This is a genomic window from Collimonas sp. NPDC087041 (assembly GCF_044745265.1).
Taxonomy (GTDB): domain Bacteria; phylum Pseudomonadota; class Gammaproteobacteria; order Burkholderiales; family Burkholderiaceae_D; genus Collimonas.
This window is the reverse complement of the sequence record NZ_JBIUZX010000005.1, coordinates 190,297-203,881: the sequence shown is the minus strand read 5'-3', so window position 1 is coordinate 203,881 and position 13,585 is coordinate 190,297. Positions and strand designations below refer to the sequence as shown.

Genomic DNA, 13,585 nt, shown 5'->3' with positions numbered 1-13,585 from the left:
TGAAGCGCAATTTTTCGCAGGCGGACGGATTGCCGGTTGCGGCGACAAACCAACAATCGATACTATTTTTCGGATCATCGGAGGCAGCCGCAGCGGCTGTTTGATGTATAATTCGAATTTCCCGCATGTGCCGTTCGGCACCTTCTGTAATGACTAAGTTTGTATTTGTTACCGGCGGCGTTGTCTCATCCCTTGGCAAAGGGATTGCAGCAGCCTCTCTCGCAGCGATCTTGGAATCGCGCGGCCTTAAAGTCACCCTTCTTAAACTCGATCCGTACATCAACGTCGATCCAGGCACCATGAGCCCGTTCCAGCACGGCGAAGTGTTTGTGACCGATGACGGCGCAGAGACCGATCTCGATCTCGGTCACTATGAGCGCTTCATTACGGCGAAGATGAAGAAGGTCAATAACTTCACCACTGGCCAGATCTACGAATCGGTTATCCGCAAGGAGCGCCGCGGCGAGTATCTCGGCAAGACGGTGCAGGTTATTCCTCACATCACCAATGAAATCCAGGATTACATCTACCGCGGCGCCGAAGGTTTCGACGTGGCGCTGGTGGAAATCGGCGGCACTGTCGGCGATATCGAATCCCTGCCTTTCCTGGAAGCCGCACGTCAGCTGAGCCTGCGCGCAGGCCGCAACGCGGCTGCCTTTGTCCATCTGACATTGGTGCCTTACCTGGTTTCCGCTGGCGAACTGAAAACCAAGCCGACCCAGCATAGCGTGCAAAAACTGCGCGAAATCGGTATTTCGCCGGATGCGTTGCTGTGCCGTGCCGACCGTCCAATTCCTGACGACGAACGCGCCAAGATTTCCCTGTTCTCGAATGTCCAGGGCGATGCCGTGATCTCGGTATGGGATGCCGACACCATCTACAAGATTCCACAAATGCTGCATGACCAGGGCCTGGACGCGATCGTTTGCGAAAAGCTTGGCTTGTCGCCGAAGCCGGCCGATCTGTCGGTCTGGACCAAGCTGGTGCATGCGCTGGAAAATCCAACCTACGAAGTCACCATCGGCATGGTTGGCAAATATGTCGACCTGACCGAATCGTACAAGTCGCTGACGGAAGCCTTGCGTCACGCCGGCATCCATACCGGCAGCCGGGTCAACATCGAATACCTGGATTCGGAAGAAATCGAAGTCAACGGTACTGGCGCACTGGCCAAGTACGATGCAATTCTGGTGCCGGGCGGCTTCGGCAAGCGCGGCGTCGAAGGCAAGATCGCGGCGGCGCGTTTCGCGCGCGAAAACAAGATTCCATACCTCGGCATCTGCCTCGGCATGCAAGTCGCGCTGCTCGAATATGCCCGTAACAAGGCTGGCCTGTCGCACGCTAATTCGACCGAGTTCGATGCGCAAACCGATCAACCGGTGGTGGCGCTGATCACCGAATGGCAGAATCATGACGGCAAGGTAGAACTGCGGGACGTCAATTCCGACCTCGGCGGCACCATGCGCCTGGGCGCGCAGACCTGCGACGTCAAGCCGGATACCCTGGCCTCGGAAATCTACGGTCCGACCGTGACCGAGCGTCATCGTCATCGCTACGAAGCCAACAACCATTACCTGGACCGCATCGAAGCGGCCGGCCTGGTGGTCTCGGCCCGTACGCCGACCGAAGATCTGTGTGAAATCATGGAATTGCCACGCACTGGCGACAACGCCCATCCTTGGTATGTCGGCGTCCAGTATCACCCGGAATTCAAGTCGACTCCGCGCGATGGTCATCCGTTGTTTATTTCGTTCATCAAGGCTGCGTTGGCGCACAAGCAAGCCAACACCGCAGCATAAGGAATTGATATGAAACTTTGTGGCTTTGACGTCGGTCTGGATCAGCCGTTTTTCCTGATCGCCGGCCCTTGCGTGATCGAGTCGCGCCAGATGGCTCTCGATACCGCCGGACAATTGAAAGAGATCACCAGCGCGCTGGGCATCAATTTCATTTACAAATCGTCGTTCGACAAGGCCAACCGCTCGTCCGGCTCGTCGTTCCGTGGCCTCGGCATGGAAAAAGGGCTGGAGATCCTGGCCGAAGTCAAAGCGCAAATCGGCGTGCCGGTGCTGACTGATATCCATGAGATCGATGAAATCAAGCCGGTGGCAGCAGTGGTCGACGTCTTGCAGACGCCGGCTTTCCTGTGCCGCCAGACCGATTTCATCAACGCTTGCGCGCAGTCCGGCAAGCCCGTGAATATCAAGAAAGGCCAGTTCCTGGCGCCGCACGACATGATCAATGTCATCGCCAAGGCCCGTGCCGCAGCACGCGAAGCCGGCCTGCCGGAAGATAACTTCATGGCTTGCGAGCGTGGTGCTTCGTTCGGTTACAACAACCTGGTATCCGACATGCGCTCGCTGGCGATCATGCGCGAAACCGGTTGCCCGGTCGTGTTTGACGCCACCCACTCGGTACAGTTGCCGGGCGGCCAGGGCAGCACTTCGGGCGGCCAGCGCGAATTCGTGCCGGTGCTGGCGCGTGCGGCGATTGCAGTAGGTGTTTCCGGCGTGTTCATGGAAACCCACCCGAATCCTGCCGAAGCCAAATCGGACGGCCCGAATGCGGTGCCGCTGGGACGTATGAAAGAATTGTTGTCGACCATGATAGACCTGGATCGGGTCGTCAAAAAGAATGGCTTTATCGAAAGCAATTTCGGTTGATTGCTTGCGGGGACGATGAGGGACTATATAGCAGCCGCTATACAAGTAAGTGGTGAAGCTTGAACCTTGTCCCCGCAAATGGTTTTAATATCGCGAATATTTTTATTTGATAGGGAAATACATGAGTGCAATCGTTGACATCATTGGCCGCGAAATTATTGATTCGCGCGGTAATCCGACTGTAGAGTGCGACGTCCTGCTGGAATCCGGCGTCATGGGCCGCGCAGCGGTACCGTCCGGCGCCTCCACCGGTTCGCGCGAAGCGATCGAACTGCGCGACGGCGACAAGAGCCGTTACGGCGGCAAGGGCGTCCTGAAAGCCTGCGAGCATATCAATACTGAAATTTCCGAAGCCATCATGGGACTCGATGCCAGCGAACAAGCGTTCCTGGATCGCACCCTGATCGATCTCGACGGCACTGAAAACAAGGGCCGCCTCGGCGCCAACGCCATGCTGGCGGTATCGATGGCAGTGGCCAAGGCCGCAGCTGAAGAAGCCGGTTTGCCGCTGTATCGTTATTTCGGCGGTAGCGGCGCGATGCAAATGCCAGTACCGATGATGAACGTCATCAACGGCGGCGAGCATGCCGACAACAACCTGGACATCCAGGAATTCATGATCATCCCGGTCGGCGCACCGAGCTTCCGTGAAGCGGTGCGTTACGGCGCTGAAGTATTCCACGCGCTGAAGAAAATCCTGCACGACAAGGGTTTGTCGACTTCAGTTGGCGACGAAGGCGGTTTTGCACCTAACCTGTCCAGCCACGAAGAAGCGCTGAAGCTGATCATCCAGGCAATCGAAGCTGCCGGCTACGAGCCAGGCACGCAAATCGCGCTCGGCCTGGATTGCGCTGCAAGCGAATTCTACAAAGACGGCAGCTATGTTCTGGCTGGCGAAAACATGACTCTGACCGGTGCGCAATTCACCGGCCTGCTGGCATCGTGGTGCGACAAGTACCCGATCATCAGCATCGAAGACGGCATGGCGGAAAACGATTGGGACGGCTGGAAGCTGTTGACCGAAACCCTCGGCAAGAAGATCCAGCTGGTAGGCGACGACCTGTTCGTCACCAACACCAAGATCCTGAAAGAAGGCATCGACAAGGACATCGCCAATTCGATCCTGATCAAGATCAATCAGATCGGCACCCTGACTGAAACTTTCGCTGCGATTGAAATGGCCAAGCGCGCCGGCTACACCGCAGTGATCTCGCACCGTTCGGGCGAGACTGAAGATTCGACCATTGCAGATATCGCAGTTGGCATGAACGCCTTGCAGATCAAGACCGGCTCGATGTCGCGTTCGGACCGCATGGCCAAGTACAACCAGTTGCTGCGTATCGAAGAAGACCTGGGCGATATCGCCAGCTATCCTGGTCGTGATGCGTTTTACAATCTTAAGTAATTAATAGTGATTGCGGGACAGAGTTTATGAGGCGCCGCCGTGCGCCGAATTACACGATCTGTGCGACTCTGTCCCCAACTGACTAGGCGAGAAGTTTGAACTAACGAAGACTGTTTATACCGATGCGCCTGATTGCCATTTTCCTGACCGCTCTGCTGATACTGGTCCAGTACCCACTGTGGCTAGGCAAGGGCGGCTGGCTGCGCGTCTGGGATATGGATCAGCAGGTGCATGCCGCGCATGACAAGATCGACGAATTAAAAGCCCGTAATGCCAAGCTGGATTCGGAAGTGCATGATTTGAAAGAAGGCACGGGGGCCGTTGAAGAACGGGCTCGCAGTGAACTCGGGATGATCAAGCAAGACGAGATTTTTGTGCAGATCCTCGATCCGAACGGCAATCCGGCGGATGCTCCGGCGCCGCCCAATGCGGAATTGACTGCGGTGGAAAAGACGGTGGCGGTTGCTGTGCCCGATGAGCGGGCAAAAAAACCGCGTCCTTGAACCAGACCGATTGACCTGATAGTTGACAGGCTGCTTGCATGAGCTGTCTGTAAAACGGGGGCTGCACGATCATCGTGCAGCCCCCGTTTTGTTTTAGTGCTTGCTGCTGCCGGTCGGCAGTAGCGCCTCGACCGGTGCTTCCGTGGCGAACAGGTGGGCGCAGTCTACTTTGTCGAATTCATAGTGCTGGCCGCAAAAGTCGCAATCCACTGCCAGCTTGCCCGAATCCGCCAGGGCTTCTTCGATTTCAGGTTTGCCCAGCATTTTCAGCATGTTGCCCACTTTTTCACGCGAGCAGTTGCATTGGAAGCTAGGTAGTTGCGGCTCGAACACGCGGATATTTTCTTCCCAGAACAGACGCCGCATCAGGGTCTGGATATCCGTCGTCAGCATCTCTTTCGGTTGCAGGGTGCCGCCCAGCGCCATGAAGCGGTTCCATGTTTCCAGGTCGTCGTTGATCGGTGCATCGATGCCGCCGTGGTTCGGCAATTTCTGCAGCAGCAGGCCGCGCGCCACTTTATCGTCAGCCGCCAGCCACAGTTTGGTGTCCAGCTGTTCCGAGCGCAGCATGTAGTTCTCGATGACAGTGGCAATGCTGTCGCCGTCTAGCGGGACGATGCCCTGATAAGGTTTCTGGCCAGGCATCTTGTCTTGCGGGTCGAGCGTAATAACGAAACGTCCCTGGCCGTTCAGGTTGACCAGCTGCGACATGTCGGCGTCGTCGTCGATCACGGCATCCGGCGCCAGTTTGGCGGTGGCGCGCATGTGCAACTGCGAATCGCACTCGGCGACCAGCAGGCGGACCGGGCCGTCGCCGTGAATCTGCATGACGATGACGCCATTGAATTTGAGGTTGGCGGACATCAAGGCCGCGGCTGCCATCATCTCTCCCAGCAGCGTCGTCACCGGCTGCGGATAGTGATGATGGGTCAGCACCTGCTGCCAGGTTGTCGACAGCTCTACCAGTTCGCCGCGCACCGCAGCATTTTCCACCATGAATTTCTGCAGGGAGTCGCCATGTTGGCTGTCGATATCCGTCATTTTCGTTACGTCCATATTCTTTTCCACTTCTTTATTTATTCGCTGATGATTTTTAAGCCGGTCTTGTATTCCGCTCCGCGCTCGATATAGTGCTGGGCGTTGCCGGCGAGTCCCGCAATGTCTTGCTCGCTGAGAGTCCGAACTACCTTTGCCGGCGAGCCGATGATGAGCGAGTTGTCCGGGAATTCCTTGCCCTCGGTAACCAGCGCGCCGGCGCCAACCAGGCAGTTCTTGCCGATTTTTGCGCCATTCAGCACGACAGCCTGGATGCCGATCAGGGCGCCATCGCCGATTGTGCAGCCATGCAACATTGCCTGATGGCCAACAGTCACATTTTTACCCAGCGTCAAAGGAAATCCCATATCGGTGTGCAGCGTGCTGCTTTCCTGCACATTGCTGCCTTGCCCGATGGTAATCAATTCGTTGTCGCCGCGAATCGTGACGCCGAACCAGACGCTGGCATTGGCTTCGACCTTCACCTTGCCGATCAGATTGGCGGTTGGGGCGATGTAGGCAGATGGATCGATGTCGGGTGCGTGTTCACCCAATTGGTAGATGGCCATAAGTTTCCGTAGAATGCTGGTTTCGAGGCAGGTGGGCGCGGTTATTGAATGTCAGTATTTGCGTCCATTGTTGGATTTTTCAACCTTGCCATCATTTTACCGCTGTCGCCATGAACAATTCCGTCGATTCTTTCCTTGTTTCCTCAAATCCAGTGCCGCCGCATGCCACGGAACTGCGTACCGGCGCCTTGCGCTGGCTGTGCGAGGCCGATGTGCAGGCCAAGGTGGTCGGCGTCGAGGCACTCGCGCTTGCCTGGCGTGACCGCAGCCTGACTTTGGAGAGCGAGCGCTTGCTGGTTGCCGGTTTGACCATACCGGGACGCCCGGCCAGGCCGCAACTGGTGCCGCCGCGCGAGGTCAAGCATCGTTCGATGGCTTCTGTCGAGGGGCGCGCCGCCATGATTCATGCGCTGGCGCACATCGAGTTCAACGCAATCAACCTGGCGCTGGATGCCATCTCGCGCTTTCCGGGAATGCCCGAGGACTACTACGCCGACTGGCTGCAGGTGGCTAAGGAAGAAGCTTATCACTTCAGTTTGCTGGCCAGTCATTTGCAGACGCTGGGGTTTGCATACGGCGATTTTTCCGCGCACGACAGCTTATGGGAGCTGACCGAGAAAACCAGCCATGACATCCTGGCCAGGATGGCGCTGGTGCCGCGCATGATGGAGGCACGCGGCCTGGATGCATCGCCGCGCACCAGCGCCAAGCTGGCGCAAGCCGGTGACCACGAGGCTGCGGCCATCATCGACATCATCTTGCGCGACGAGATTGGCCACGTGGCAATTGGCAATCGCTGGTACGGCTGGTTATGCCGGGCGCGCCAACTGGAGCCGCTGGAGACATTCGCCGCGTTGGCGGCGCAGCATCGGGCGCCAGTATTGCGCGGCCCGTTCAACCTCGAAGCGAGGAGGGCCGCCGGGTTTTCCGAGCAGGAATTGCAGGCATTACAGCAGCAGACCTAAAGATACTCCATAAAAAAACACGCAAGAAGCGTGTTTTGGAGATGTCTTTGAATTTAGTGATACCACTTTCGCTTGCCTGCCGGCTTGGCGATTTCGGCCATATCGACCAGTTTGGTGCCGGCGATGCGGTCATGCAGGAACTGCCTCTGCGGATCGAGGTAAATGGCCGAGGCCCAGAGAATGAAGTTCGCCGTCGGTATCAATATCAGCATCCAGGTGTGCGCATCGAGCGCCCAAGCCAGCGCCAGGCCGGGCAGGAACCAGCACCAGCTCAACAGGAAACGAATGGCGGCGCGCGCGGCCCTCACCGGGCTGCCGTCCTGGTTGACCAGTTGGATACGCCAGGTTTTCATGGCCAGCGTCTGCCCACCGTGGCTCCAGCACCAGACGAAATACAGCGTCAGTACGATGAACAGCCATGCTTGCTGGGCGTGGCGCAGGTAGAGCGCGTTGCGTTGTTGCAGCAATGTGGAGAAGATCCAGCCTGAAATGAACAAGATGCCGAACAGCAGCATCGACTCATACAGGATGCTGCCGAAGCGGCGTTTTAGCGACGGTGTCTGCGGCATCGTCGCTGCCTTGTTGGCGGTGGATGGCGCGGAGCGATCCAAGGTAATTATTTAACTGCCGGAGCAAGGCTTGGCGCCGGCGCCGATGGCGGCACGGTGGCGGCGGTGGCTTGTTCCGCAGGCGCAGCTGCTGGTGCCGGTGCCAATGCTGGTGGCGCCAGTTGGGCCGGCATCGCCGGTTTGTTTTTATTGAGCGTCGCCGGCGGCATTGTCGTTACGCGCTTGTGGCGTGGCGTTGCCTGTTCGGCCAGCTCTTTCTTTTGCTCTTCCGATAATTGCTGGTACTGCTGCCAGCGTAGTGCGCGCTGTTCGGTATCGAGTTTGTTGGCGCGTGCATAGTTCTCGCGCGCAATGCGGCGCTGCTCCGGCGTCAGCGTTACCCAGCCGCGCATCCTGGCTTGCAATCTTTCCTGCTCGGCAGGCGTCATGCTGGCGTAGCGGCCGCTGATTTCCAGCCACTTCTTGCGGGTCGTCGGCTTCAGTTTGTCCCAATCGGATGCCAGCGGCGCCAGTATGTGTTGCTGGACTGCCGTCAATTCCTTCCAGGACGGCGTAGCGTTGCCGACCACCTTGGTCATCTTGGGTGGCGTATTGGCGACGACTGGCGATGCGATTTCGGCGGCGACCGGCCTTCCTGCTGCGTGAGTCGGAATCACCGGGCCGAGCACTGCCAGCGCAGCACCGGTAACGAGCAGGGCGAAGGCTGCGCCGATCAGGCGTTTGGTGCGGCTGCTGAGTACTCGCCGGTCACCCTGGTTGGATGGGGAGGTTGCCGTCATTGGTCTTGCTGCTGAGCGAGGTAAGCGCTAAAGCCGCGATCCAGATAGGCCGAAGGCGGCAACTCGTCCGAGAGTACCGCGGCGTCGATGTCGGCGGCAGCAGCAATCCGATGTTGTTGTTCAAATTGATACAGTCCGGACAGCAACACCATGCCGGCTACGATCGGCGCGGCAACGCCAAAGCGCACCAGCCACGACAGCGGATCGCTGAAAAAATTGCCGGCATGCCCTGCCAGCACGCCTTGGCGTGCGAGAACCCGGGTCGGCGCGTCTTTTTTCTTGCGTGCCAAGGCAGCCTTTCGCGCTGCAGCCAGGCGATCGACGGTCGGGGCGGGCAAATTGTCGAGGTTTTCATTGAGTGCGTGGCGCACTTTGAAAGCGTAGTTGATTTCTTTGCTGTTCATAAACTGATTCCTTTGGCCTTCAGCGACTGAGCCAGAGTGTGCGTTGCACGAGAGCAGTGCGTCTTCACGCTGCCTTCCGAGCATCCCATTGCGGCCGCGGTCTCGGCAACATCCATGTCCTCCCAATAACGCATAAGGAAGGCTTCTCGTTGACGCGCCGGCAGCTTCTGTATCTCCTGATCGATCATATTAAGAATTTGCTCACGTTCCAGCTTGTTTGCGCTGGACTCCGTGGCTTGCGAATCCTCTTCTGATTCGAAGGTTTCCAGCACATCGTAGTCTTCATCGCTGGCATTGTTGCGTCCCATGCTGGAGAACAGGCTGACCCAGGTATTTCGGACTTTTTCTCGACGGAAATAATCATGGATAGTGTTCTGCAGGATGCGCTGGAACAGCATCGGCAGTTCTGCCGCGGGTTTGTCGCCGTATTTTTCTGCCAGTTTGATCATGGCGTCCTGGACTATATCCAGGGCAGATTCGTCCTTGCGGACAGCGTAAGCGGCCTGCTTGAAAGCGCGGCGCTCGACGTTTTCAAGGAAATCTGAAAGTTCTTTATCTGTGGCCATGCTTCGGGGCGGATTGGGTCATGAGCTACCTACTGCTTGTTCAAAATTCTACAGCTTACCCGCAGAAGCGGTTAAGCGTTGGTCGGACCCCGATATTGGCTGGCTGATGCCTGCTGCCGTTGGCCTGCCGGGAAAGCCAGTTAAGTGGTTCGTAACCTAAAGTAACGATAATTTACTTTAATTTCCGGGCTGGCCGAATGCTAGCAAAAAAGACGTTGTTTGTGGGATGTTTGTGTGCAAATCTGCAGCAAAACGCATGATTTAACGTCGATTTCATGTAAATTGGCTTGACCGAAATGAAACTACGGATTATGGTATCAATCCACTTCAGAACCCTGAAATGGACCCCAGTCTGTTCGCTGACAGCCCAAGATGTTGCTCAACGGACAGGCATGCTTCACATTTGTAAGCTGTTTGCTCTAACCCGTGCCACAAGCGCGAGAAATAAGCTACGGCGTAAACAGGAATTTCGGCCGAACGAGTAGCGTTTAGCGCCATTTTGAATCGTATCTACGGCTACGCAACGGAATGACGTGATCGCACAAAGAAGGGACGCCGTCGCACTGGTACGCTCCGCCATTTCGTCAGGAAAGAGCATCCGATCAATTTCCAATGGACCTTGAAAGGATCTAGTAAATGAGCAAAGACACAAACTTGCCTGTCACCGGCGCGGAAATTCTCGTGCGCTGCCTGGCGGAAGAGGGAGTCGAACACGTGTTCGGTTATCCCGGTGGCGCTGTGTTGTACATCTACGACGCCATTTTCCAGCAAGAAAAATTCCAGCACATCCTGGTTCGTCATGAGCAAGCTGCGATTCACGCAGCCGATGCCTATTCCCGCAGTTCGCAGAAGGTTGGCGTGGCTATCGTCACGTCCGGTCCTGGCGTCACCAATGCGGTGACCGGCCTGGCCACGGCCTATATGGACTCGATCCCGATGGTGGTGATTTCGGGTCAGGTGCCGTCTTACGCGATTGGCGAGGATGCTTTCCAGGAGTGCGACACAGTCGGTATTACACGCCCGTGCGTCAAGCACAACTTCCTGGTCAAGGATGTCAAGGATTTGGCATCGACCATGAAGAAGGCGTTCTATATCGCCAGCACCGGCCGTCCCGGCCCTGTGCTGGTTGATATTCCAAAAGACATCACCATGCACCGGCACGTTTTCGAGTATCCGAAGGAAATCGAAATGCGCTCGTACAAGCCGGTCGACAAAGGTCACGCAGGCCAGATCCGCAAGGCAGTGCAATTGCTGCTGACTGCCGAGCGGCCGATGATTTACGCCGGCGGCGGCGTGATCCTGGCCAATGCTGCGCCTGAGCTGAACAAGCTGGTCGATCGCCTCGGCTATCCGTGCACCAACACCTTGATGGGTCTTGGCGGCTACCGGTCGTCGAGCGACAAGTACGTTGGCATGCCCGGCATGCACGGCACTTACGAAGCCAACATGGCGATGCAGAACAGCGATGTGCTGATTGCGATCGGCGCTCGTTTCGATGACCGCGTGATCGGCAATCCAAAACACTTTACGTCGGCCACCCGCAAGATCATCCACATCGATATCGATCCATCGTCGATTTCCAAGCGCGTCAAGGTAGACATTCCGATTGTCGGCAACGTCAAGGATGTGCTGCAGGAACTGCTGGCACAACTCGATGCAGCTGAAACCAAGCAGAATGCGCCGGCCTTGTCCAACTGGTGGAAGCAGATCAATGAATGGCGCTCCCGCGATTGCCTGAAGTTTGCCGATTCGAGCGAAGTGATCAAGCCGCAGTCCGTGATCCAGAAGGTATGGCAGATTACCGACGGCGACGCGTTCATCACCTCGGATGTCGGCCAGCATCAAATGTGGGCCGCGCAGTACTACGGTTTCGACAAGCCGCGGCGCTGGATCAATTCCGGTGGCCTGGGCACCATGGGTGTCGGCTTACCGTACGCGATGGGCGTGCAGATGGCGAACCCTGGTTCGACCGTGGCTTGCATCACCGGCGAAGCGTCGATCCAGATGTGCATCCAGGAACTGGCTACCTGCAAGCAGTATCACCTGACACCGAAGATCATCCTGTTGAACAACCGTTTCCTCGGCATGGTCCGCCAATGGCAGCAGATCGATTACGGTTCGCGCTATTCCGAGTCGTACATGGATTCGCTGCCGGACTTCACCAAGCTGGCTGAGTCGTTCGGCCATGTCGGCATGAAGATCGAGAAGCCGGGCGACGTCGACGGCGCACTGAAAGAGGCATTTGGCATGAAGGATCGTCTGGTATTCATGAATTTCATTACGGATCAAACCGAAAACGTCTGGCCGATGGTCAAGGCGGGCAAGGGCTTGACTGAAATGTTGCTCGGTTCGGAGGATCTGTAATCATGCGCCATATCGTTTCTGTATTGCTGGAAAATGAACCAGGCGCCTTGTCGCGCGTGGTCGGCCTGTTTTCCGCCCGTGGTTACAACATTGAGACATTGACGGTCGCACCGACCGAAGACGCCACCTTGTCACGCATGACCATCGTGACAAGTGGTTCGGATGACGTGATCGAACAGATCACCAAGCATCTGAATCGTCTGATCGAGGTCGTCAAGGTGGTCGATCTGACCGAAGGCGCGCACATCGAACGCGAGCTGATGTTGATCAAGGTGCGTGCGGTCGGCAAGGAACGCGAGGAAATGAAGCGTACCGCCGATATTTTCCGTGGCCGCATCATCGACGTGACAGACAAGTCCTATACCCTGGAATTGACAGGCAACAAGGGTAAGCTGGACGCGTTCATCGATTCGATCGATCGCGCAGCGATCCTGGAAACCGTCCGTACCGGCGGTTCAGGCATCGGTCGCGGCGAGCGCATTCTCAAGGTTTAAGCAAGCAAAGAACATCGCGTTGAGACGACGCAAGAAGAGTTGTCGCTCAACGTATTCCCATCACTGAATCACATATATACATAGGATTAAAAATGAAAGTTTTCTACGACAAAGACAGCGACCTCTCCCTGATCAAAGGCAAGAACGTTGCCATCATCGGTTACGGTTCACAAGGCCACGCCCACGCTCAAAACCTGAACGACTCCGGCGTGAAAGTTACCGTCGGCCTGCGCAAGGGCGGCGCATCGTGGGACAAGGCAAAGAACGCCGGTCTGAACGTTGCTGAAGTCAACGACGCAGTCAAGGCAGCCGACGTCATCATGATCTTGCTGCCGGACGAAAACATCGCCCAGGTTTACTCGGAAAACGTCGCACCGTACGCCAAGCAAGGCGCAACGCTGGCATTCGCCCACGGTTTCAACGTACATTACGGCCAAGTCGTGCCACGTGCCGACCTCGACGTCATCATGATCGCGCCAAAGGCGCCAGGCCACACTGTTCGTGCGACTTACACCCAAGGTGGCGGTGTGCCGCACCTGATCGCCGTTTATCAAGACAAGTCCGGCAGCGCCCGTGACATCGCCTTGTCGTACGCAACCGCCAACGGCGGTGGCCGTGCCGGCATCATCGAAACCAACTTCCGCGAAGAAACCGAAACCGACCTGTTCGGCGAACAAGCCGTTCTGTGCGGTGGCGCAGTTGAACTGATCAAGGCTGGTTTCGAAACCCTGGTTGAAGCCGGTTATGCCCCTGAAATGGCGTACTTCGAATGCTTGCACGAACTGAAGCTGATCGTTGACCTGATCTATGAAGGCGGCATCGCCAACATGAACTACTCGATCTCCAACAACGCTGAATACGGCGAGTACGTCACCGGCCCACGGATCGTTACTGAAGACACCAAGAACGCCATGCGTCAGTGCCTGAAAGACATCCAGACCGGCGAATACGCGAAGAGCTTCATCCTGGAAAACAAGGCCGGCGCACCAACCTTGATCTCCCGTCGTCGTATCACTGCAGAACACCAGATCGAGCAGGTTGGTGAGCAGCTGCGCGGTATGATGCCTTGGATCAAAAAGAACAAGATGGTCGATCAATCGAAGAACTAATCAAAATCGATTAGATTAACTTTGATGACAAAAAGGGACGGCAATGCCGTCCCTTTTTTATTGCTCTTTTTAAATGTGAAAATGGAAGCGATTGACCGGCAACCTCACATTGATTAGATTGTCATATGATTAATCGTAACGTTTTTATTTAATAGGCAAC

General features: G+C 56.5%; 14 protein-coding genes. 8 read left to right on the top strand and 6 right to left on the bottom strand.

Annotated features, from left to right (window positions below):
- The first annotated feature begins 149 nt into the window (after positions 1 to 149).
- From ACIPF8_RS11470 to ftsB, 4 genes are all read left to right on the top strand, one after another.
- Complete coding sequence (locus ACIPF8_RS11470) at positions 150 to 1,799, top strand: CTP synthase (RefSeq protein ID WP_400420988.1); 1,650 nt, start codon at positions 150 to 152, stop codon at positions 1,797 to 1,799.
- A gap of 9 nt (positions 1,800 to 1,808) precedes the next feature.
- Positions 1,809 to 2,663, top strand: coding sequence for a 3-deoxy-8-phosphooctulonate synthase (kdsA, locus tag ACIPF8_RS11465; protein ID WP_400420987.1), 855 nt, complete (start codon positions 1,809 to 1,811; stop codon positions 2,661 to 2,663).
- A 121-nt stretch (positions 2,664 to 2,784) separates the two neighbouring features.
- On the top strand, positions 2,785 to 4,068 hold the full coding sequence (eno, locus tag ACIPF8_RS11460; protein ID WP_400420985.1) for a phosphopyruvate hydratase: 1,284 nt from the start codon (positions 2,785 to 2,787) through the stop codon (positions 4,066 to 4,068).
- A 122-nt stretch (positions 4,069 to 4,190) separates the two neighbouring features.
- Positions 4,191 to 4,571, top strand: a complete 381-nt coding sequence (ftsB, locus tag ACIPF8_RS11455) for a cell division protein FtsB (protein ID WP_061534047.1) — start codon at positions 4,191 to 4,193, stop codon at positions 4,569 to 4,571.
- 93 nt (positions 4,572 to 4,664) lie between these two features.
- Here the strand turns inward: ftsB and hslO are convergent, their stop codons facing one another.
- Both hslO and ACIPF8_RS11445 read right to left on the bottom strand, forming a co-directional pair.
- A complete protein-coding gene (gene hslO, locus ACIPF8_RS11450) occupies positions 4,665 to 5,627 on the bottom strand; it encodes an Hsp33 family molecular chaperone HslO (RefSeq protein ID WP_400420983.1) in 963 nt (320 codons plus the stop codon).
- Between the two features lie 20 nt (positions 5,628 to 5,647).
- Positions 5,648 to 6,175, bottom strand: coding sequence for a gamma carbonic anhydrase family protein (locus ACIPF8_RS11445; RefSeq protein WP_400420981.1), 528 nt, complete (start codon positions 6,173 to 6,175; stop codon positions 5,648 to 5,650).
- Positions 6,176 to 6,285: 110 nt separating this feature from the next.
- On the opposite strand from ACIPF8_RS11445, the gene ACIPF8_RS11440 reads away from it, so the two are divergent.
- Entirely contained in the window at positions 6,286 to 7,140 is an 855-nt protein-coding gene (locus tag ACIPF8_RS11440; RefSeq protein WP_400420979.1) for a ferritin-like domain-containing protein, read from the top strand.
- Positions 7,141 to 7,193: 53 nt separating this feature from the next.
- Here ACIPF8_RS11440 and ACIPF8_RS11435 read toward each other — a convergent pair whose 3' ends face one another.
- Genes ACIPF8_RS11435 through ACIPF8_RS11420 form a run of 4 tightly spaced genes read right to left on the bottom strand, consistent with a single transcriptional unit; the run spans position 7,194 to position 9,458 of the window.
- Positions 7,194 to 7,709 carry an RDD family protein gene (locus ACIPF8_RS11435; RefSeq protein WP_400421308.1) on the bottom strand — a complete coding sequence of 172 codons (516 nt, stop codon included), beginning with the start codon at positions 7,707 to 7,709 and terminating at the stop codon, positions 7,194 to 7,196.
- Positions 7,710 to 7,756: 47 nt separating this feature from the next.
- Complete coding sequence (locus ACIPF8_RS11430) at positions 7,757 to 8,488, bottom strand: DUF3106 domain-containing protein (protein WP_400420977.1); 732 nt, start codon at positions 8,486 to 8,488, stop codon at positions 7,757 to 7,759.
- On the bottom strand, positions 8,485 to 8,892 hold the full coding sequence (locus tag ACIPF8_RS11425; RefSeq protein ID WP_400420975.1) for a DUF3619 family protein: 408 nt from the start codon (positions 8,890 to 8,892) through the stop codon (positions 8,485 to 8,487). The genes ACIPF8_RS11430 and ACIPF8_RS11425 overlap by 4 nt, the downstream gene beginning before the upstream one ends.
- Positions 8,889 to 9,458, bottom strand: coding sequence for an RNA polymerase sigma factor (locus tag ACIPF8_RS11420; protein WP_061534040.1), 570 nt, complete (start codon positions 9,456 to 9,458; stop codon positions 8,889 to 8,891). Before ACIPF8_RS11420 ends, ACIPF8_RS11425 begins: the two co-directional genes overlap by 4 nt.
- A gap of 636 nt (positions 9,459 to 10,094) precedes the next feature.
- Here ACIPF8_RS11420 and ACIPF8_RS11415 point away from each other — a divergent pair.
- From ACIPF8_RS11415 to ilvC, 3 genes are all read left to right on the top strand, one after another.
- The gene (locus ACIPF8_RS11415; protein WP_400420973.1) at positions 10,095 to 11,822 is read left to right on the top strand and encodes an acetolactate synthase 3 catalytic subunit; all 1,728 of its coding nucleotides are present in this window, start codon (positions 10,095 to 10,097) and stop codon (positions 11,820 to 11,822) included.
- A 2-nt stretch (positions 11,823 to 11,824) separates the two neighbouring features.
- Positions 11,825 to 12,316 (top strand): acetolactate synthase small subunit, encoded by a 492-nt coding sequence (ilvN, locus tag ACIPF8_RS11410; RefSeq protein ID WP_061534038.1) that lies wholly within the window; start codon positions 11,825 to 11,827, stop codon positions 12,314 to 12,316.
- Positions 12,317 to 12,408: 92 nt separating this feature from the next.
- Positions 12,409 to 13,425 carry a ketol-acid reductoisomerase gene (gene ilvC / locus ACIPF8_RS11405; protein WP_400420971.1) on the top strand — a complete coding sequence of 339 codons (1,017 nt, stop codon included), beginning with the start codon at positions 12,409 to 12,411 and terminating at the stop codon, positions 13,423 to 13,425.
- The last annotated feature ends 160 nt before the right edge of the window (positions 13,426 to 13,585 follow it).

Excerpts from the sequence above, each read along its gene's own strand:
- ACIPF8_RS11440 (WP_400420979.1), top strand. The coding sequence starts at position 6,286 with ATGAACAATTCCGTCGATTCTTTCCTTGTTTCCTCAAATCCAGTGCCG.
- ACIPF8_RS11435 (WP_400421308.1), bottom strand. The coding sequence starts at position 7,709 with ATGCCGCAGACACCGTCGCTAAAACGCCGCTTCGGCAGCATCCTGTAT.
- ftsB (WP_061534047.1), top strand. The coding sequence starts at position 4,191 with ATGCGCCTGATTGCCATTTTCCTGACCGCTCTGCTGATACTGGTCCAG.
- ACIPF8_RS11415 (WP_400420973.1), top strand. The coding sequence starts at position 10,095 with ATGAGCAAAGACACAAACTTGCCTGTCACCGGCGCGGAAATTCTCGTG.
- eno (WP_400420985.1), top strand. The coding sequence starts at position 2,785 with ATGAGTGCAATCGTTGACATCATTGGCCGCGAAATTATTGATTCGCGC.
- ACIPF8_RS11445 (WP_400420981.1), bottom strand. The coding sequence starts at position 6,175 with ATGGCCATCTACCAATTGGGTGAACACGCACCCGACATCGATCCATCT.
- ACIPF8_RS11420 (WP_061534040.1), bottom strand. The coding sequence starts at position 9,458 with ATGGCCACAGATAAAGAACTTTCAGATTTCCTTGAAAACGTCGAGCGC.
- kdsA (WP_400420987.1), top strand. The coding sequence starts at position 1,809 with ATGAAACTTTGTGGCTTTGACGTCGGTCTGGATCAGCCGTTTTTCCTG.
- hslO (WP_400420983.1), bottom strand. The coding sequence starts at position 5,627 with ATGGACGTAACGAAAATGACGGATATCGACAGCCAACATGGCGACTCC.
- ACIPF8_RS11470 (WP_400420988.1), top strand. The coding sequence starts at position 150 with ATGACTAAGTTTGTATTTGTTACCGGCGGCGTTGTCTCATCCCTTGGC.
- ACIPF8_RS11430 (WP_400420977.1), bottom strand. The coding sequence starts at position 8,488 with ATGACGGCAACCTCCCCATCCAACCAGGGTGACCGGCGAGTACTCAGC.
- ilvN (WP_061534038.1), top strand. The coding sequence starts at position 11,825 with ATGCGCCATATCGTTTCTGTATTGCTGGAAAATGAACCAGGCGCCTTG.
- ilvC (WP_400420971.1), top strand. The coding sequence starts at position 12,409 with ATGAAAGTTTTCTACGACAAAGACAGCGACCTCTCCCTGATCAAAGGC.
- ACIPF8_RS11425 (WP_400420975.1), bottom strand. The coding sequence starts at position 8,892 with ATGAACAGCAAAGAAATCAACTACGCTTTCAAAGTGCGCCACGCACTC.